General features: G+C 68.2%; 14 protein-coding genes and 2 pseudogenes. 9 read left to right on the top strand and 7 right to left on the bottom strand.

The features are described 5' to 3' along the window. The first annotated feature begins 820 nt into the window (after positions 1–820). The 4 genes from ABN273_RS31265 (at position 821) to ABN273_RS31250 (ending at position 4773) form a co-directional block, all read left to right on the top strand. The gene (locus ABN273_RS31265; RefSeq protein WP_349452646.1) at positions 821–1261 is read left to right on the top strand and encodes a DUF4244 domain-containing protein; all 441 of its coding nucleotides are present in this window, start codon (positions 821–823) and stop codon (positions 1259–1261) included. Beyond that, on the top strand, positions 1258–1650 hold the full coding sequence (locus ABN273_RS31260) for a TadE family type IV pilus minor pilin (protein WP_349452645.1): 393 nt from the start codon (positions 1258–1260) through the stop codon (positions 1648–1650). The genes ABN273_RS31265 and ABN273_RS31260 overlap by 4 nt, the downstream gene beginning before the upstream one ends. A gap of 128 nt (positions 1651–1778) precedes the next feature. Then, positions 1779–2366: an Rv3654c family TadE-like protein gene (locus ABN273_RS31255; RefSeq protein WP_349452736.1), complete on the top strand. Its 588-nt coding sequence runs from the start codon at positions 1779–1781 to the stop codon at positions 2364–2366. 697 nt (positions 2367–3063) lie between these two features. Next, on the top strand, positions 3064–4773 hold the full coding sequence (locus ABN273_RS31250) for a hypothetical protein (protein ID WP_349452644.1): 1710 nt from the start codon (positions 3064–3066) through the stop codon (positions 4771–4773). Positions 4774–5028: 255 nt separating this feature from the next. On the opposite strand, the pseudogene ABN273_RS59685 reads toward ABN273_RS31250, so the two are convergent. Together ABN273_RS59685 and ABN273_RS59680 are read right to left on the bottom strand one after the other, a co-directional pair. Further along, positions 5029–6356 (bottom strand): annotated as a pseudogene (locus ABN273_RS59685) (Zn-binding domain-containing protein); the annotation flags it as partial. An 807-nt stretch (positions 6357–7163) separates the two neighbouring features. Next, positions 7164–7865, bottom strand: a pseudogene (locus tag ABN273_RS59680) (DEAD/DEAH box helicase); the annotation flags it as partial. 97 nt (positions 7866–7962) lie between these two features. Here ABN273_RS59680 and ABN273_RS31240 point away from each other — a divergent pair. From ABN273_RS31240 to ABN273_RS31230, 3 genes are all read left to right on the top strand, one after another. Then, positions 7963–8313 carry an STAS domain-containing protein gene (locus ABN273_RS31240; RefSeq protein WP_043629845.1) on the top strand — a complete coding sequence of 117 codons (351 nt, stop codon included), beginning with the start codon at positions 7963–7965 and terminating at the stop codon, positions 8311–8313. Position 8314: 1 nt separating this feature from the next. Continuing rightward, positions 8315–8737, top strand: a complete 423-nt coding sequence (locus tag ABN273_RS31235) for an ATP-binding protein (protein WP_349452643.1) — start codon at positions 8315–8317, stop codon at positions 8735–8737. A gap of 416 nt (positions 8738–9153) precedes the next feature. Continuing rightward, positions 9154–9900 (top strand): YbaB/EbfC family nucleoid-associated protein, encoded by a 747-nt coding sequence (locus tag ABN273_RS31230; protein WP_349452642.1) that lies wholly within the window; start codon positions 9154–9156, stop codon positions 9898–9900. 163 nt (positions 9901–10063) lie between these two features. On the opposite strand, the gene ABN273_RS31225 is transcribed toward ABN273_RS31230, so the two are convergent. After that, the gene (locus ABN273_RS31225) at positions 10064–11800 is read right to left on the bottom strand and encodes a LysM peptidoglycan-binding domain-containing protein (RefSeq protein ID WP_349452641.1); all 1737 of its coding nucleotides are present in this window, start codon (positions 11798–11800) and stop codon (positions 10064–10066) included. Between the two features lie 961 nt (positions 11801–12761). Here ABN273_RS31225 and ABN273_RS31220 point away from each other — a divergent pair. Beyond that, entirely contained in the window at positions 12762–15077 is a 2316-nt protein-coding gene (locus tag ABN273_RS31220; RefSeq protein WP_349452640.1) for a sodium-translocating pyrophosphatase, read from the top strand. A gap of 352 nt (positions 15078–15429) precedes the next feature. Beyond that, the gene (locus ABN273_RS31215; RefSeq protein ID WP_349452639.1) at positions 15430–15897 is read left to right on the top strand and encodes a SixA phosphatase family protein; all 468 of its coding nucleotides are present in this window, start codon (positions 15430–15432) and stop codon (positions 15895–15897) included. A 9-nt stretch (positions 15898–15906) separates the two neighbouring features. On the opposite strand, the gene serB is transcribed toward ABN273_RS31215, so the two are convergent. From serB to ABN273_RS31195, 4 genes are all read right to left on the bottom strand, one after another. Beyond that, positions 15907–17124 carry a phosphoserine phosphatase SerB gene (gene serB, locus ABN273_RS31210; protein ID WP_349452638.1) on the bottom strand — a complete coding sequence of 406 codons (1218 nt, stop codon included), beginning with the start codon at positions 17122–17124 and terminating at the stop codon, positions 15907–15909. Positions 17125–17295: 171 nt separating this feature from the next. Next, positions 17296–17826, bottom strand: coding sequence for a hypothetical protein (locus ABN273_RS31205; protein ID WP_349452637.1), 531 nt, complete (start codon positions 17824–17826; stop codon positions 17296–17298). Between the two features lie 100 nt (positions 17827–17926). Beyond that, positions 17927–18937: an S-adenosylmethionine:tRNA ribosyltransferase-isomerase gene (locus ABN273_RS31200; RefSeq protein WP_349452636.1), complete on the bottom strand. Its 1011-nt coding sequence runs from the start codon at positions 18935–18937 to the stop codon at positions 17927–17929. Beyond that, positions 18934–19590: an SDR family oxidoreductase gene (locus tag ABN273_RS31195; protein ID WP_349452635.1), complete on the bottom strand. Its 657-nt coding sequence runs from the start codon at positions 19588–19590 to the stop codon at positions 18934–18936. The genes ABN273_RS31200 and ABN273_RS31195 overlap by 4 nt, the downstream gene beginning before the upstream one ends. Between the last annotated feature and the right edge of the window lie 93 nt (positions 19591–19683).

The raw sequence follows: 19683 nt of genomic DNA, 5'->3' as shown, positions 1-19683 counted from the left end.
TTGATGTAGTTGGGAAGCTCGTCACACAGCGCGGGACCAGACAGTGGGATTCGACGCCTCGGGGTGAGCGCGCACGCGCGTGGCAAGGTGCGATCGTGGCATGCAGCAAGCCGTGACCCAGCATGGCAGGGCGGTGAGCAAGGCAGGGCCGGGACCCCTCCCGACGGGCGCATCGCACACTTGCGTCCGCTCAACGAGCCAGCTGGGAGGCGGAGAATGCCCAGAAGCGGCATGACCATCACGTCCCTGATCACCAGTCTTGTGCCGACGCTCGCGCTGCTCGCAGCAGGCGTGGGCGCTTTTGGTTCTGCTACGAGGCCGCGCTGGACGACTTTGACCCTTCGCCGGCCTGCGAACCGTCGCCGGATGAGAGCTGCCGCCTGTTCCTTAATGGACACGACGTAGGGCCTGCGCAGACCAGCAACGTGTTCTGGCATTACGGCGAAATGGGGTCCAGGCCGCGGCCGAGAACCCTTCCCGCCAGCAGTCCGGCCAGCCGACCACGAAACGCAACCAACCCAAGCGCCAGTCACGTGCACGACGAAAAAACCGCTTATGAAGGCTGCCAGGATTCAGCGCATGCGTATGGCCTGAGCTGGGATTCCTCCTGCTGAACCAGGCGGCTCGGCGGTACACGTTGATCGCTCCGCCGAGCACGATCCTGCTCCACGCCGCGCCCGCCTGGCTGCTCACCCCTGATTGTGGAAAACCCAACGTCCTCCACAGAACGCCGCTCGGTCCGGCGGCCACCACCCCGCTTCGGCCAACCTAGGGATCCCGCCGGACAAGGCCCCGGCTCCGAGCACCACCTGGAGGCACGATGCACAGTCCCGCCACCACGCCAGACGACATCAAAGCCGCCTCGAAACAGAGCCCCCACACCACGCCAGGCAGAGAGACAACCGGCAAGATCCCTCAGAGTCGCAGCCACGAGCCTCGAAACAACCCGGCAGCACCGCCCAACACGGCAGAATCCGCAAACCCAGCCACCAAGTCGCCAAAGGTGATCACCTCACCATCCAGCGCACGAGATGCATCGCCCACGATCGCTCCGTCCGGCCCCAGCCACGCGCGCAGCAACAAATGGCTCCACCATGCGGCCATCAACCGGCAGCGAGGCATGTCGACGGCTGAATACGCGGTGGGCACCATCGCGGCCTGTGCCTTCGCCGCGCTCCTGTTCAAGGTCGTGAGCAGCCCAGAGGTCCAGGAAATGTTGTCATCACTCATCGATCGAGCACTCAACACCGCCACCGGATGACCCTCCGCCACCCACGGACCTCCATGGGTGAGAAGCGGTCGGCATCGCGGGGGTCGGTCACGGCCGAGACCGCCGCGATGCTGCCCGCGCTCATGGTCGTCCTGGCAGCCGCATTGTGGGCCATCCAAGCCGTCGGCGCCCAGTTCGAATGCGTGGACGCGGCCCGTGCGGCAGCGCGGGCCGCGGCCAGAGGGGAGCCAATGGAGCAGGTCAGCGCGCGAGCCCGCTCAGCCAGCCGCGCGGACGCACAGGTGACCGTAACCCGCGAAACGGAGACCACAAGAGTTGAGATCACGGTAGAAGTACGACCGCCCTGGGCCCAGTCCCTGCCGGCGGTCCGCATATCCGCCACAGCCACAGCCGACACCGAGCCCGGATCTCCCCCTTAGAGCTACCGAGCCCCAAAACCCGATTAGAGCGGGGAAGTGGTGCAGTCCGTTCGCTCTGAGGGTGGTGGTGCAGAGCGTTTTGTCGTGAGAGGGGCGGTGATGCAGGGCGCTCGCACTTAGAGGTGCTGATGCAGTGCGCTCGTCCAGCTGGTGCTGCGGGAGCACAGCTTGGCTGCGGCATCGCACACCGTGCGACGCGGCCGGCCACGGCACGCGGCGTGTTGCGGCTGCGAAGGCGCCGGTGCCCGCTGGCGCCAGGCAGGGCGGCCCGAGGCCGCCGCCGTGTGAGGAGAGAGGCGGCGCGCTGGCGTATGGCGGCGGGCCATGAAGAAACGAGACCCAGGAGAGGGGGGGCACCGATCAATCTCAAGGAAAGAGGCTCAGCCACGATCTGGGGCGTGGCCCTCATGGGCCTCCTGATGACCGTAGCGACCGCGTTCGCCACGGTGGGCTCGGTACGCGTGGCGTCCCACCGGGTGAACAGCGCCGCCGACCTCAGCGCCCTGGCAGCGGCCAAGCTAGCGATGATCAACCCAGCGGACGCATGCGCCAGGGCCGCCGCCCTCGCCACGCAGAACGGCGTCGAGCTCACCCGATGCCAAATCACCAACGAGATCGCCGATGTCTGGACCGCATTGCCGATCTCGCTGCCGTTGTTAGGCAAACGCACGCTGACAGGCAGAGCCCGCGCCGGCCCAGCAGTGACAACACCGTGATCGAGTAACCGCCCAAGCCGCGCGCCGCGGCGCTGAAAGCTACGAGGAATCACCGGGCACGGCGTAGCGGCCCCAAAGCAGAAGAGCACTCATCCCCAAGTAACTCCGGCAACTGGCGTTCAACAGGACTTGTCCGATGGCCGCGTCGCCGCACCCGAGATCCAGCACCCGAAGCCCCGCGACCTTACCCAACTCCTCCAGGAGAGCCGGTTTCCTCCATCACGTGGTTGGGGCTGGGGACGCCGCTGTGCCGGTGCTCGAGATACCGCTCGAAGACCTGAGGCACGTCATAGAAGGAGCCACCACGTCCACTTCCAGTCACGGGCAGGAGTGTAGATGGACAAAATGCACCGCCGAGGTGCTCGCTCCCACAATCCGCTGGCCATGGCTAACCCGACATATGCCTCGAATGGTGTGCAAAAAGCGATGTGGTGGTTGAGGCTTACAGGGTTAGGTCGCGATCCAGTCACGACTACTTAGACGTGGTGTCAAGAGTTGTATATGTCCCGTAAGGTTCCGCTTACCCTCAGTCCATGCCGTATGCGACAGGACATCTGGGAGAGCCGGGACGAAGTCGCTAGGGTGCGGATCCGGGGGCGGTCGGTGACCGTATCGGCCGGGCGGACTGCACTTCCGGTCGTCGCGTGAACGCCCCAAGGCGGTCAGGCGGCGCGAGGCTCTCGATGGAGGAAGCGTCGTGACGGTAGTCGGCAGAGTGATGGCCGCAGGAGTCATCGTGGCGGGGTCCATCGCACTCGGCGGATCCGCTCAGGCTGCCGCGGTGACGTTGCGTGCCGACGGGCAGATCACCTCGCCCTCCGATGGTCAGGTGGTTTCGAACTCGCCTGTGACCGTTTCCGCGCATACGGGCGTGATGCAGCTGAACGTGGGCCTGTACGTCCAAGGCCCCTCCATGCCCAGTCAGAAGGTCGCCGGGGGCGGAGCGAACCAGACGATCTCCGGCACGTTCGACGCCGGCAGCGCCCCCAACGGCACCTTCACCGTGACCCTCAAGGGAGAGATCACCAGCACCACGTACGCGACCAGCACGTTCAAGCTGCAGCGGCCGCCCGAGGTGCCGGGCAACGTGAAGGCCACCAAGCAGGGCACCGCCAAGGTCCTCGTGACCTGGACCAAGGGCTCGGAGCCCGACCTGCAGTCTTACGAGGTCTCCAACAGCCAGTCCGGCATCGTGGGGAGGCTGCCCGTAGACAGCGCGTGCTCCGGATCCTCGTGCCAGGCGGCACTGTCCGTGCCGACCAAGGCCAAGGGGCAGAAGGTGGGGTTCGCGGTCAAGGCGTTCAGGGGTGACGGCGACGGCGGCTCGATCGGATCGGGCAATTCGGCCGCCGCGTACGTCGCCTTCCCGGCGGCGCGGAAACCCAGGAAGACCGCCGATGCCCGGACGCCCAAGACCACCAAGAACGTCGATCCGCTGCCCACCCTCCCGGCCAAGAGGCAGACCCTGCCGACGAGCAGGCCGACGACTCATAAGAGACCGGCCACCAAGCTGCCGGCGATACCCGACACCGACCCCAACGGCAACCTCCCGATCCCGACCGCAGACGCGACGGGAGGTCTCACACCAGCCGATACGAAGAACGGCACGCAGTTCGCTCCCGCGCAGCCCGTTGACGCGACGGCACAGTCGGGCGAGTCGCCGATCGGGAACCTCGGCCAGTACGGCGTCTACGTCGCGGCGGGCATTCTCCTGTTGCTGGTCGGCGCCCACGCGGGAGCCTGGGCGCGGCGGCGCGCGCTCGCCGCGGTCGCGGCAGGCGGCTCCGCGCCCGGTGCGACCGCTGCCGCCGCGACTGTGCCGTCGCCCGGCGGGGCGCAGGTCAAGCAGGGGAGCGACAGCGTTACTGCCGCCACAGCGGCGCCCCGGAGACGGCCCGCTGTGATCCTGGCGGTCGCCAAGACTCGCATCCCCGATCGGTCGGCACAGGCTCGGCAGCCGTTGTCAGCGGAGCGTCCTGACGCGGCGGATTCTGACCGGGCGCCGTCGTCGGCTCTGGATCAGAACCGGACGCCGTCGCCGGCTCTGGATCAGAAGCGCAAGGAAGTGCCCGCCGTGCTTCCGCTCCAGGCTGAGGCGGAGGAGGTGCGAGGCGTCGCGGAGAACCGTAAGGCTCCGGTTCGTATCGCCTTGCCCAGTTCCGCGGTCACGGACGTTCCCGAGTCGGATGCCTCCCCCGACCGGCCCGCCGTACGGATCGAGGATCGCTGGGACGACTACCTGCCGCCGTCGCCCAGGTCCATGGAGGACAGCGGGTTCTGGGAGCGTCCACAGCCGGGGTCTGCCGATTTCTGGTCCGCCGACGATGACAACGCCGACGATGGCAACAAGGAAGCGGCCGAGGAACGCGCTTACGCCGGTCGCCGGCACACGGGTGGCGAGAGCTAGATTTCATCTGATGAATCTTGTCCAGCTATGCCCCGGGGCCTTTATCGAAAGGCCCTGACATGGGCGTAGAGCGTGGTTGCCGGTCGTCCTGAGCCTGAGGGTGAGACGGGTGGTGTCCTCTCGGGTGACCGTGCGACGCTGCAGGTGAGGCAGGGATCTGAAGCTTCGGGGCGACGGGTTGTGCGCCTTGATGAAATGGATTCAGCGGATGGTGGGTGTGACCGTGGCTGGCGCACACGCAGCACGACAGTGGCTTTATTGAGGGTTCAGCAGCGTGTCGAGGAGGCGGACAGCTCCTCGTTTGTCCAGGGGATTGTTGCCGTTGCCGCATTTCGGGGACTGGATGCAGGAAGGGCAGCCGCGTTCGCATTCGCAGGACGTTATGGCTTCGCGCGTGGCGGTCAGCCAGTCCGTCGCGCGGGCGTAGCCGCGTTCGGCGAACCCCGCGCCGCCCTCGTGGCCGTCGTACACGAAGACCGTGAGCAGGCCCGTGTCGGCGTGGAGCTCGGTGGAGACGCCGCCGATGTCCCAGCGGTCGCAGGTGGCGAAGAGGGGGAGCAGGCCGATGGAGGCGTGCTCGGCGGCGTGGGCGGCTCCGCCGAGATCGATGCCCGCCTCTGCGAGGGGGCCACGGCCGAGGCGGGGAGCGTCCACCAGACGGCGCGGGTGCGGAGGGTGCGTGGCGGCAGGTCGAGGGGCTCGTCGCCGAGCATTTCGCCTGATTGGAGGCGTCTCTTGAGGTACGAGACCACTTGCCGGGTCACCTCCACCTCGCCGAAGTGCAGGGTGCCGGTACCCAGGGGGTGGGAGCGTTGGGTGGCGAGGATGGAAATGTCGGTTATGTCGCGAGCGAACGTCGTGAAGTCCGGGTTGGCGCTCGAGACCAGAGCCACTCCGGCCTCCAGATCAAGGAGCTCCACCAGGAATGTCTCGCCCTGATGGAGGTAGACCGCGCCTGTGTGCACCGTGGTGTGGGCGGACGGCTCGTCCACGCTGCCCAGGAGACGGCCGGTCGACGACTCCACGACCTGGATGGGGGCGCCTCCGCCGCCCCGGATGTCGGCGAGGTCGGTGGCGCGCTCCCGCCTGGTCCAGAACCAGCCCGCGGGACGCCTCCTGAGCAACCCCTGGGCGACCAGGTCGTCGAGGACGGTCGAGGTGGTGTCGCCGAAGATGGGCAGGTCGTCGTCGGTCAGCGGGATCTCGGCGGCCGCGGCGCAGAGGTGGGGGCCGAGCACGTACGGGTTGTCGGGATCGAGGACGATCGCCTCCACGGGCTGGCCGAACAGGGCCTGGGGGTGGTGTACGAGGTAGGTGTCCAAGGGGTCGTCCCTGGCGATCAGCACGGCGAGCGCGTCCTGGCCGTCGCGACCCGCCCGGCCCGCCTGCTGCCAGAGCGAGGCGCGGGTGCCCGGCCAGCCTGCGATCAGCACGGCGTCCAGGCCTGAGACGTCCACGCCCAGCTCGAGGGCGTTCGTGGAGGCCAGGCCCATGAGCGTGCCTGCGCGGAGAGCCTTCTCCAGGAGCCTGCGGTCTTCCGCGAGGTAGCCGGCCCGGTAGGCGGCGATCTTGTTGGGGAGGTCGGCCCAGTCCGGATGGGTGGGGGAGTCCGGGATCGCCCAGGTGAGAGAGCTCTCCGCGACCGGCCCGCTCGCTTCGTCGGTCTGGCCGGCGGCACGTCCTCCATGGCGAGTGGCACGTCCGTCCTGGCGCGTGGCGCGTCCGTCCTGGCGGGTGGCGCCCTGTTGCGCCGTGCCGGGCTGGTCGGCGGAAGCGCTCGTCGTTTCAGTCGCGTCGGCTGCGGCTGCCCTTGTGCTGGTGGTTCGGGTTGCGTCGGCTGCGGCTGCCCCTGTGCTTGTCGTCTGGGCTGCGCCAGACGCATGCGTTGAGGTGCCCACTGTCTGGGTGGCACCGGATACGTCGCCGGGAGCGTCCGCCGTCCGGGTGGCGCCGGGTGCGTTCGTCGGAGTCGGTGCCGTCTGGGGCCCGTCGGTTGTGGCAGGCGTCGGTGTGGCCGGCGTACTCGGGAACCGGGCCGAGAGGGAGAAGGCCACGTCGGCGAGTTTGGCGCGGGCCGTCAGGGCGACCGTCTCGGCGCCACGGCGGGAGCGGACGAAGGCGAGCGTGCGGACGTCCGCCAGGACGAGGTCCGCCAGCAGATCCGCCGCCTCCGCCGTAGCCGTACGCCGCACAGGTGCCCCTCCCTCGCCCCGTAGCTCCGTCAGAGGCGGCTCCCACAGCGCGATGGTGGTCGCACCCTTGGGCGAGGCGTCCACGGTCACCTCGTCCATCTCAAGCCCCGTCAGCCTCATCGCGAACGCTCCCGGCTCGCTGGCCGTCGCCGACGCGAGCAGGAACGTGGGGCGCGAGCCGTACCGGGCGCAGACGCGGCGCAGGCGGCGCAGGATCTGGGCGACGTGGGAGCCGAAGACGCCGCGGTAGCCGTGGCACTCGTCCACCACGATCAGGCGCAACCGGCGGAAGAACGACGACCATTGGGCGTGACGAGGGAGGACGCTCCGGTGCAGCATGTCCGGGTTCGTCAGGACGTAGTTGGCGTGCTGGCGCACCCACGTACGTTCCTCGAACGGCGTGTCGCCGTCGAAACAGGCGGCGCGCAGCTGGGTGATGCGCAGTTCGCGCAGGCTGCGCAGCTGGTCGGCGGCCAGGGCCTTGGTCGGCGTGAGGTACAGGATCGTGCCGCCGTCGAGGCAGGTGGCGACCGCGGGGGTCAGGTACGCCAGGGACTTTCCCGAGGCCGTGCCGGTTGAAATGATCACGTTTCGGCCACGAAATGCCAGGTCGGCGGCCTCGTACTGGTGGGGCCAGAGTCCTGTCACCCCGCGGTTCGCCAAGCGCGTAACAAGCACTTCTGGCGTCCATTTGGGCCATTCGGCTTGACCGGCCTGACGTGCTGGAACATGCTCCACATGGGTGACGCGCTCATGACGTGCGGGAACACCAAGCAGGTGGCGGAGGAGTGGACCTGCCTGTTGTGGGGAGGATGCGGAGGAAGTCACTGTTTCCAGTCTTGCATCTGTGGGCAAAGTCGCCGGGAATCGTGATTTCGTATAGACACAAGCCAGACGCATGGTTGAATGCCGCGCGTCAGGGTCGGACGATCTGGGGCCACGCTCCAGGTTGCCAGGCCCAAGAGAGTAGTTTCGCAGGCGAGGCGCTGGAGGATCTGTGGATCTGAAGTTGGATCACCGCACCGAAGACCGACTCACCATCGTGGAGGTCGAGGGTGAGATCGATGTCTACACGGCGCCGAGATTGCGTGAGCTCCTCATTGACCTGGTCAACAAGGGCAACTTCCACCTTCTCGTCAACATGGAGAAGGTGGACTTCCTCGACTCCACGGGCCTCGGTGTCCTGGTCGGGGGGCTCAAGCGGGTTCGTGCACACGACGGCTCGCTCGAGCTGGTGTGCACGCAGGAGCGCATCCTCAAGATCTTCCGGATCACCGGACTGACCAAGGTCTTCGGGATCTACGCTTCGGTCGACGAGGCCAAGGAAGCTCACGGCAAAGACAAGTAGCATGGCTACCGTCGAGCTGACGTTCAGCGCTCTCCCCGCGCATGTGCGGACCGCACGGTTGGTGGCGACGGCGATAGCTCGCCGCACCGGCGTGGCGGAGTCACTGCTGGACGAGGTCAGGCTCGCCGTGGGTGAGGCATGTTCCCGGGCAGTCGAGGCGCACCGCGTCCACTGTCCGGGCGAGCCCATCCGCATCGAGCTGCGTGACGACTCCGGGCGTTTCGAAGTCACGGTCAGCGACCACGCTCCCAGCGATGAGGTCAAGCAAGAGCAGCCCCTCGATCTGGGCATGCTCTCTGACTCGTTCATGTCGGGCTTCGGCATCGCGGTCATCGAAGGTCTGGCCGACGACGTCGAGGTCTTCCCGAGCCCGAAGGGCACGAACATCCGCATGAGCTGGCCCGCCGCCGGCCACGTGGGCTGAGCCGGTCGCCTCGCTTGCCGGGGCTGGGCGCCGCTTTTTGCCGCGCTCAGCCCTGCAAAGCCTTTCCAACTGCTACGGCGGAGCCAAGCCGGCGCCGCCCGTCGCACATGGCTGGGACCTCCAGAGAGACGCCCGCTGACCCGCGCGTGGCGGGCCGCCGTAACGGCGCTGAAGGGGCCGCCCGGGGTGGTGGTCGGTGGGGGTGCCGGTGTTGTGAGGGGGGCGTGGCTTGCCTGGTGGAGCCACTGGCGGCGACCCTTCGGACCACCTCCTCGTCATGGCAGGCGCGTAGCGTGTCCGGAAGTCGGGGAGCGAGATCGCGTAAGAATCCAACTTCCAGATATTGGGACAGGGCGTAAAGGATGCCCTAAACTGACGGCGAACGGGACGCATGAGCGCTGGGGTGCCGAATACCGATGTCCTCTGGGGCGGATGACGATCGCGAAATATTGGCCGCGATCCAGAGCAGGACCACGCAGATGATGCGGGAGCCCTTGGCAGCGCAGGCCCGGATCAGCGCGGTCGTCGGCGTCGGCCGGAGTGACGACGGGCTGCTGGTGGCGAAGGCCGACGCCGGCGGTGCGATTGTTTCGCTCACCCTCGATCCGCGCGTGATGCGACGCGACGCAGATCGCCTTGCCGAGGATGTGACCCTGGTAGCCAAGGCGGCACAGCGGGACTCCTGGCAACAGGCGCTGGAGATCCTGGACGGTGTTTCCTTGCCCCAGGTCACGCCGAAACCGCTCGGCGAGAGCCTGGCGTACGACGGGGCCGGACAGGCGGTGAGCGCGATCCTCCGCCGTGTCGAGGAAATGTACGGCGCTGTCGCCGGTGCGGATCGCGAAGAGCGGGGAATGCACGACTTCATCGAGACGAAGTACGGCGAGTTGGAAGGGATGGCCGGCACCGGCGCGAGCGCGTCAGGGCACGTGACGGCTGTTGCCGACGCGCAGGGAAAGGTCTCCGAGATAACCATCGAGCCCCGTGCCATGCGGCTGGACAGTCACGTGCTGGCGGATGAGATAGTGGCGGCCGTCCGCGACGCCCGGCGTGACGCCGTGTCGAAGGTCGAAGAGAAGATGTTGAACGCCTTCCCGGATCTCGATCCGGCGGCCGACGCAGAATTTCTGTTTCAGGACGGCACTCGGCAAACACGCCGGTGACCGGCCTGCGCCGGGTCTCCGAGAACGTCCCATGAGTCGGAGAGGCGTCGGCGATGCGTTCGGCCCGCATCGTGCGCGGCTTCACCGCGCCGGGTGCCCGGAACGAGGACGGCGCCTCACGCGTATGGCGGTGAGGCGCCGTTCTGCGTTCGCTCACGGGGTCTCATCCGTCTTTGCTGAGCTCCGGGATGATCAGCTGTGCGCCGGGTGACAAATTGCCCTGGTTGATTCCGTCGAGCTGCCAGTTGGCCTGCATGAGGAGTGATGCGTAACGTCCGTCGCCGTACTCCCGCTCGGCGATCCCCCACAGCGTGTCGCCGGACCGCACCGTGTGCGTGGTAGCGCCTACCGGCGGCGTGGCGCTGGACTGCGGCGGCTGAGGCTGGGGATTGTTGTCCCAGTTCCGGTAGTTGGGGACCGTGAGTTCGGGGGCCTCGCTCTGTCCTCGCGGGACCAAGGTGTAGTTGATCGTCCCTGGGAGGAGACCCAGGATACGGCCCTTCCAGAAGGGGTCCATGTTCAGGAAGGCATTAACCGGACCGATCTGCCTTGCCCGGTAGGTGATGCTGTTCTTCGGGACATAGATATCCGAACCGTCGGCCTTCATCTGAGCGAGGCGGGTCCCATTGGGGGTGGCGTAGCGGACGTTCGTCGCCGACATCGGGCGACTCGGGTCGGCGGGCCCGAGTTTCTTCACTCCCCACTTGTCCGCCTTGCGCCAGGCAAGGTGCTTCAGGCCGGTCCCGTTACGGAGAAGTCCGTAGTATCCGGCGCCGAAAACCGCGCTGGTGCCTCCGACGATGAGGCCGTCCTTGAGCGCGGCGTCGAAGCCCTTCTTCTCGAACATCATGCTCAGGGCAGTGGCGGCCCCGGCGTTGATGCCCAGCTCCACCGCCATGTTGAACGCCAGAGGATGACTCTGGGCCAACCTGGTGACCGCGCCGATCCGCTTCAGAAGCCCGAAAGAGCCACCGAGGCCGAACAGGAACAACAGGGTGCCCGCCATACTCGGGGAGATCGATGCGGGATCGTCCACGCCCCGGCCCCAGTTCGCCAGTGCGGAGTTGACGTAGTTCGCGCCGACGACGCCGAAGCCGTTGAAGTTGAACTCACCCAGCACGGGCCTGCGTCCGCCCACGGACTTCGCGAACGCTCGGGCGAGCAGCTTGAGCCTGGCGGCCAGGAGTTTGATCACCCTCACGGCGTGGGTCCGGAGCTGGGTGGCCAGGTTCCGGAGGTAGAGCCGTACCGCCGGGTTCAGCACCATCGCGCCCACCATGAGGGCGCCGATTACTGCGAGCACCTCAAGGGTCGCCTTGACGATGCCCTTGTACTTCTGGGTCTCCTCAACCGCGTTGCCGAGAATCTCGGCGGCCTGGTCCGACCGCCTGGCCCACATTTCCAAGGGCTGGGCCTCGTTCTCCCCCCCAGCCGGATTGATGTATCTCGTCCAGGCCGCGTGGTAGGTCTGGGCGGCGTCTCCGCCCCATCGCGCCTTCCTGACCTCACCTTCGACCGCGTCGACCTCGGGCTGCAGCTGGCGGAGCCGCCTCGCCGTATGCAGGCATGCCTCCTGCATCTCGGTGAGCCGGCGCTCGTAGTCGTCGGAGATGCCCAGCAGGTCCAGAGTCGCGTGGAACATCACGGATCCGGTCCACGGATCCGGCAGTTCGCCGTAGTTCGGACGAGAAGGCGGGTCGGCGGGCGGTTTGAGCTGGTCGGCCCAGCCGTAGTTCTCCGAGGCGTACCTGAGGTTCTTCCCACTGTTCTTCAGGGCGCTGGCCCGCCTGTACATGGAGTCGGACAGGTCGTGGAAGAATTCGTTGTAACTGCTGGCGAGCTCCGCTGCGCCGTCTGCGACCAGGGCATAGGCGTCCACGCTGCCCTCCGCATGGTCCACGAACGTCCTGCGGATCTTCGAGAGATCGTCGGCTGCGTCTTGAGATCTCAGACCCGCTTTCTTGAGATGCCCAAGACCTTCGGGGCCGGCGTAGGTGAAACCACTACTGGCCATGCACTTCCCCAATTGCTAGACGCGTGGCCGTGTGCCGGGATGCCCGTTCTGGCCTTGCGCCGGGCACGCCTCGCTCGACGAGCCGAATCCCTACGAGATCGGTCGTTCGATGCGTGAGCGACACACGAGCCTCCGCCTCTCGATCAGTGAGGCGAAACAAGCCTGGGGCCCGCGGAGGCACCTACAGGCGGCGTCCGCGGACGGCTCCGCTGAGTGGGAGCGGCTTGCTCGGCCCCTTAACCTGCTAGACATTAATTGATCACTAAAGATATGGTCAACATACGTTTGTCGGCACGTAGCGTCTTCTCTCGTGGCAGGCCAACGGACCAGAGGCGGTCCTCGGGCATCCGTTCACTTGCTGAGCGTCCTGCCGCCTGGAGACGTGTCGCCACGTCATGACGGGCCAGCGGATCGTGCAGGTCGGTGGGAGGGGCGACCGGCAGTCTGTCCGGGGTCGGCCGGCGGTTTGCTCGACATCGGGTCTGCGACTCCGCTGACGTCGGTCAGTGGCCACCTGATGGTTGGCTGGCGTGTCGTCCTGGGCCGCCAGGGTTACGGTCAGGATGTATTCAGAGGTTTTCGTGACCGTAAACCGGGGGAAATTTCACCTGCCAGGCCGCAAACCGGCTCGCTGTCAGGGGATTACTAGACGCGCACACAATTAGCCGCCTCGAGAGCCTTCATATCCGTTGAGTGCCTGCGTAGACTCCCGGCACCGGCCAAGGTGATCCGGCGGAACGCCGATTCAACCGGAAGCGGCACCCACAACCCGGATGGTGCCGCAACACCCGCCGAGGAAAACTGCAGCACCGCCCGGGCAGGACGACCGGTCTTGCCGAGGAGAACGATGAGCAGGCACATGCTGGCACTGGAGCCAGCGCCCAATCTGGCCCTGAGTGGAAACAATCTCACCATCGTGATCGTGGTCGCCGCGGTCGCACTGATCGCACTAGCCGTCGCCGGCGGCCTGGTGCGCGAAGTGCTGTCCGCCGGCCAGGGCACGGAGCGCATGCAGAACATCGCGCGCGCCGTACAAGAAGGCGCCGCCGCCTACCTCACACGTCAGTTCCGCACGTTGGCGATCTTCGTCGTCGTGATTCCCTTCCTGTTGCTCCTCCTACCTGCGGAAACGGACGTCCGAATAGGACGTTCGATCTTCTTCGTGGTCGGGGCGGTGTTCTCCGCGCTGACCGGGTTCATGGGCATGTGGCTGGCCGTCCGCGGAAATGTCCGTGTCGCCGCCGCGGCCAACGAAGCGGGAGAGAAGCGCGCCATGCGCATCGCGTTCCGTACCGGCGGCGTGGCCGGGATGTTCACCGTGGGCCTCGGCCTGTTCGGCGCGGCCGTGGTCGTCTTCATCTACCAGGGGAACGCGCCGGGCGTGCTCGAGGGCTTCGGGTTCGGGGCGGCGCTGCTGGCGATGTTCATGCGAGTCGGCGGCGGCATCTTCACCAAGGCCGCCGACGTCGGCGCCGACCTGGTCGGCAAGGTCGAGCAGGGCATCCCGGAGGACGACCCGCGTAACGCCGCGACCATCGCCGACAACGTGGGCGACAACGTCGGTGACTGCGCCGGCATGGCGGCCGACCTGTTCGAGTCGTACGCGGTCATGCTGGTCGCCAGCCTCATCCTGGGCAAGGTGGCCTTCGGCGAGCAGGGGCTGGTCTTCCCCCTGATCGTCCCGATGATCGGCGTGATCACGGCGATCATCGGCATCTTCGTCACCCGGATGCGCGACAGCGACCGCAGCGGCATGGCGGCGATCAACCGCAGCTTCTTCATCTCGGCCGCGATCTCCGCGGTGCTCGTCGCCGGGGCCGCGTACCTGTACCTGCCCAGCAGCTTCGGCGGCCTGACCGGCGGCACCGTGCAGTCCGACGCCGACCCGCGGCTGATCGCCATCGGCGCGGTGCTCATCGGCCTGGTGCTGGCCAGCGCCATCCAGCTGCTGACCGGCTACTTCACCGAGACCAACCGCCGCCCCGTACGCGAGATCGGCGAGAGCTCGGCCACCGGCCCGGCCACCGTCATCCTGTCCGGCATCAGCGTCGGCCTGGAGTCGGCCGTCTACTCCGCCCTGGTCATCGGCGGCGCGGTCTACGGCGCGTTCCTGCTCGGGTTCGGGAACGTGACGATCGCGCTGTTCGCGGTGGCCCTGGCCGGCACCGGCCTGCTGACCACGGTCGGCGTCATCGTGTCCATGGACACGTTCGGCCCGGTCTCCGACAACGCCCAGGGCATCGCCGAGATGTCGGGCGACGTCGAGGGCGAGGGCGCCCGCGTGCTCACCAGCCTGGACGCCGTCGGCAACACCACCAAGGCCATCACCAAGGGCATCGCCATCGCCACGGCCGTGCTGGCGGCGACCGCGCTGTTCGGCGCCTTCCGCACCGCGGTGGAGGGCGAGCTGGCCAAGGCGACCGCGGACATCAAGTCCGCGCTCGGCGGCTTCTCCACCTTCACCCTCGGCGTCGACCAGCCGAACGTCCTGGTGGGCCTGATCGTCGGGGCCGCGGTCGTGTTCCTCTTCGCAGGGCTCGCGATCATGGCGGTCGGACGGGCCGCGATGCGCGTGGTCTTCGAGGTACGCGACCAGTTCCGCAACAAGCCGGGCATCATGGACGGCTCGGAGACGCCGGAGTACGGCCGCGTCGTGGACATCTGCACCCGCGACTCGCTCCGTGAGCTGGCCACGCCCGGCCTGCTGGCGGTCATGACGCCGATCGCGGTCGGGTTCGCACTCGGGTACGCGCCGCTGGGCGCCTATCTCGCCGGCGCCATCGCGTGCGGCACGCTGATGGCCGTCTTCCTGGCGAACTCGGGTGGCGCCTGGGACAACGCCAAGAAGCTGGTGGAGGACGGTCACCACGGCGGCAAGGGCTCGGATGCCCACGCCGCCACGGTCATCGGCGACACGGTCGGCGACCCGTTCAAGGACACCGCCGGTCCTGCCATCAACCCGCTGATCAAGGTGATGAACCTGGTGGCGCTGCTGGTCGCCCCGGCCGTCGTGCTGTACGCGGGCAACCCGGCCATCCGCATCACCGTCACGGTGGTGGCGGTGGCCGTGGTGGTGGGGGCCATCGTGGTGTCGAAGCGGCGGTCCGTGACGACCGAACCGGCCAACAACGACAACCGGGAGCACGCCCCGGTCGCCTCATAGCCCGGCGAACATTTTCCAGACGCCCGCCCCACTGCGTAGGGGCGGGCGTCCCGCTTTCCCGGCTCCAGATTCCGCCCCTTGGCCCCGGCTTCCCACTGCCGATGGAGCTCTGGGCGTCCGGGCGGTGGTGGCGGTTGGACGTGGTGCGATGGTGTCCAGCGCGACGTGTACGGGGAGGCCGAGGTCGAAGGCGGGAGTGAAGGCGAGGCCCCTCGGTGGGAAACTGGGCGCGTGACAGGTGACAAGCAGCCCAGCGGCGGAAAGACCCTGGGTTTCATTCTGCTGGCGATGCTCGCCATCCTGGCCGTGATCGTCGTGCTGGCCGTCTGGGCCTCGAAGACAGGGTGATCTGGTGCGGACCTTGATTGTGCTGCGGCACGCGAAAGCCGACCACATCCCCGGGCTGGCCGATCGGGAACGGCCGCTGACCGGGCGGGGCGAGCGGGATGCCAAGCGGGCAGGCGACGAGATCAGGACGGCCGGGCTCAACCCGGACATCGTGCTCTGCTCACCGGCGCTCAGGACCAAGCGCACCGCCGAGATCGCCTTCCCCGAGGTGGAGATCAGCTACGAGCGGGACATCTACGAGGCGTACCCGGAGGAGCTGCTCGAGGTGGTCCGCCGGACGGATCCCGAGCTGAGCACCGTGGTGCTGTGCGGGCACAATCCGGGCGTGCACGAGCTGGCCCTGGGGCTGGCCGGAGGCGACTACGTCTTCCGGCCTGGGGCGTTCGCGGTGATCGAGGTGGAGTCCGCCTGGGAGGACCTCTGGCCGGGCGAGGGGCGCCTGGTCACGCACTGGGACCCCAAGGAGAGCTGACCAAGGGGGTCACATCGTCAGTGCGCCGTCCTCCGCGTCGGCCGCCTCGACCTCGTCCCGGGAGATCCCCAGCAGGTAGAGGATCGAGTCCAGGTAGGGCGTGTTGACCGCCGTGTCGGCCGCCTGCCGCACCACGGGCTTGGCGTTGAAGGCCACGCCCAGCCCGGCGGCCGCGATCATGTCCAGGTCGTTGGCGCCGTCACCGATGGCCACGGTCTGCGAGATCGGCAGGCCGGCCTCGCGCGCGAACCTCTCCAGCGCCCGCGCCTTCCCGGGCCGGTCCACGATCTCGCCCACGACCTTGCCGGTCAGCCGCCCGTCGATGACCTCGAGGACGTTCGCCGCCGAGTAGTCGATCCCGAGCTCCTCCACCAGCCCGTCGGTGATCTGCGTGAACCCCCCGCTGACGATGGCGAAGCGGTAGTCGAGCCGCTTCAGCGTACGCACCAGCGTGCGGGCGCCGGGCGTGAGCACGACCTCCTTGCGGACGTCCTCGAACACCTCGGCGGGCAGCCCTTCGAGCAGCGCCACCCGGCGCCGCAGGGACTCGGCGAAGTCCAGCTCGCCGCGCATGGCCTGCTCCGTGACCCTGGCCACCTCGTCCAGGCAGCCGGCGTGGGCCGCGAGCAGCTCGATGACCTCGCCCTGGATGAGCGTCGAGTCGACGTCCATGACGATCAGCCGCTTGGCCCGCCGCGACAGGCCGGTGCGCTGGACGGCCACGTCCACCTCTTGGATCGCCGCCTCCGCCGCCAGCTCGACCCGCAAGGAGTCGGGGTCGGCGCCGGACACGGACAGCTCGATGCAGGTGACGGGCCACTGGGCGAGGCGTTCGATGCGGTCGATGTTCGCGCCGGCGGCGGCGATGCGCCCGGCGATGCCCGCGATGGCCGCGGGCTGGAGCGTGGCGCCCAGCACGCTGACCGACAGGCGGCCGCGGCGGCGCTGCTCCTTGGCCTGGGAGCCGGTGGAGAGCTCCACCTCCATGCCGAGGTCCTCGGCCACGCGCTCGACGGCGGTCCACATGGCACCGAGGGTGGTGCCGGTGCCGGTCGAGGGGCCGCCCGCGTACGCGACGAGCACGCCGAGCGTGAGCCGACCACGGATGACGACCTGCTCGATGTCTGCCACTGTCACAGGAAAGCCGGACAAAACGGAGAAAAGACGCGAAGTAACGCCTGGCCGGTCGGGACCGGTCAGGGTGATGAGGAGGGTGCGCTGGTCCACATCGAGCCACGGTACTGCGCCCGGCCCGATGCTCGCGAAGCAGGTCGGGCATTCGGGCGCAGGTGTGGCGGTGAACATTCCGTAAACGCCCGGAGCCGCGGCGCCCCAGGTGAACGTCTGGTGAACGCAGTGGACCGCGTCCCCGGGGACGCGGCCCGAAACGTTCCAGAGCTAGCGGACGACCTTGGTCTTGACCGTCTTGGCGTAGCCGTGCTCGGGGACGCCGAGCCGCTCCAGCTCTTCCTTGCTCATGTTGTCCATGCCGGTCTGGAGGTCGTAGGAGACCACGCCGAGCGTGGCCTGCTGGGTGCCCGTGGCGGTCTTCTTCACCTTGGCCTCGAAGGTCATGGTGATGGAGTCACCCTTCTCCAGGATCACCGGCAGGAGGCAGAAGAACGCACGGCCTTCGAGACCGCACTCGGTGTCCTTGACACTCGTGGAGTACATGATCCGCTTGAGGTCGACGCCCTTGGGGAACGCGCCGCCGACGAACCAGGCGTCAGCCTCGTGGGGCCCCTTGTTGGTGGCGACGATGGAGTACTTGATCTTGCCGCCGGGCTTGACCGTCTTCGACGCCTTCACTTTGACGTCGAAGACCGAGAACGGTTCGTCGGCGACAGTCGTGGCGGAAGCGGGGACAGCCGGGGCGAGCAGGGCGCCTGCCAGCAATGCCAGCGACGCGACCTTGGTCAGATTACGCATTAAACGTCTCCGGTGAGGAAGTGGGCACGGGGACGCACACGCACAAAGCCCCCGTTAAATGCCCGCTGTTCCTATCACGACGGCAAAATCTATGTAAAGACTATTTCTTCAGAATCAGGTGGGTGTCACCGAACTCGTGCCACAGATATCCGTTCCGTAGCGCCTCCTCGTATGCCCGCGCCAGCGCTTTCTCGCCCGCTATCGCGGTCAGCATCAGCAGGTGGCTGGAGCGCGGCTCGTGCAGCCCGGTGATCAGCCCCGTGACGACCCGTACGCCGCTCTCAGGGGTGACGACGTGCCGGGTCCAGCCGGCCGCGGGGGCCACCCGCCCGTCCCCGCCCGCGGCCGTCTCCAGAGCCCGTACGGCGGTCGTCCCCGCGGCCACCACCCGGTTGCCGCTCTCGAGCGCCAGGTTGACCAGCCGCGCCGTGGTCGCCGGCACCTCGTACCGCTCGGCGTAGGGCGGCTCGTCCTTCTCCGGCGAGGCCACCCCCGTGTGCAGCGTGATCGGCGCGATCCCGACCCCGCGCGACACGAGCGCCGTCACCAGCTCCGTGGTGAACGGCCGCGCGGCGCTCGGCATCTCCGCGCTCCCCGGCACGGTCGCGAACACGGTCTGGTACGACTCGATCGGCCAGTCCCTGCTCACGTACGAGTAGCGGATCGGCACCCCGTGCACCCGCAGGTACGCCTCCACGTCCCGGTCGAGCGAGGCCCGCCACAACCGCGGCGTCTCCCGCTCGATCAGCCGCAACGTGGCCCGCCCCGGCAGCGGGAGCCACTCGCCCGGCTCGCCCCCGCCGTAGGGCTCGGAGGCCGCGGCGGTACGGCGGCGCAGCTCGACCAGCCAGGTGCCGTCCTCCCTGGCGGTGGAGAAGTGCACCGACAGCCGGTCGAGCCGGACGGCCGCGGGCAGGGTCGCCGAGTTGTTCACCACGATCAGGTCCCCGGGTTCGAGCAGCCCAGGCAGGTCGCTGAAGTGGTGGTGTGAGGGCTCCAGGTCGCCGCGCGAGACCATGAGGCGTACCGCGTCCCTGGACATCCCCCTCGCCTCGGGAGGCTCGCCCGCGGACAGCCCGGGCGGCAGCGCGAAGTCGAGCGCGAGACTCATTGCAGGCTCACTTTTCCGCTGGCCGGACGGGCCTTGACGAGGTCGTGCAGCGCCGCGGCCACCTTGGCGGGGTCCGCGGCGGCCGCGGCCTCCTCGGCGCCCACGGCGTCGGCGAGCATGCGGGTGTTCATCTCGCCCGGATCGACCCACCAGACCCGTACCTCGGGCTCCTCGGCCGACAGCACGTTGGAGAGCTGCTCCAGGGCGGCCTTGGTGGCGCCGTAGCCGCCCCAGCCCTCGTACGCGCCCGTGGCGGCGTCCGAGGTGATGTTGACGACGGCTCCGCGCGCCGTGCGCAGGGCGGGCAGTGTGGCCTGGACGAGGGCGAGCGGAGCGGTCACGTTGGTCTCCAGCAGCACCCTGAACGCCTCCAGCGGGTAGCCAGCCAGCGGCGGCACCGGCGTGACCCCGAGGTCGCCGGCGTTGTTCACCAGCAGGTCCAGCTCGGGCACCGCCTGGGCCAGCCGCTGAACGTGCTCGGGCTCGGTCACGTCGCCGGGGATCGCGGTCGCGCCCAGCTCGGCCGCGGCCCGTTCGAGGTCGTCCGCGCCGCGGGCGGTGAGGACGAGGTTCCAGCCCGCGCCTGCCAGCGACCTCGCCAGGGCGAGGCCGAGGCCGCGGGAAGCGCCGGTGATGAGTGCGGTGTTCGTCATGCTCCCGACGCTAGAAACGCGGCGGGCGGCGTACATCGGGCTGAGGGCCCGCCGCCGCATGGGCACATCGTCCTAGGACCATAAGCTGGGAGC

The organism is Nonomuraea sp. B19D2 (genome assembly GCF_040137845.1).
Taxonomy (GTDB): Bacteria; Actinomycetota; Actinomycetes; order Streptosporangiales; family Streptosporangiaceae; genus Nonomuraea.
The sequence above is the reverse complement of the archived record's forward strand: the minus strand, read 5'-3'. Positions and strand labels throughout refer to the sequence as shown.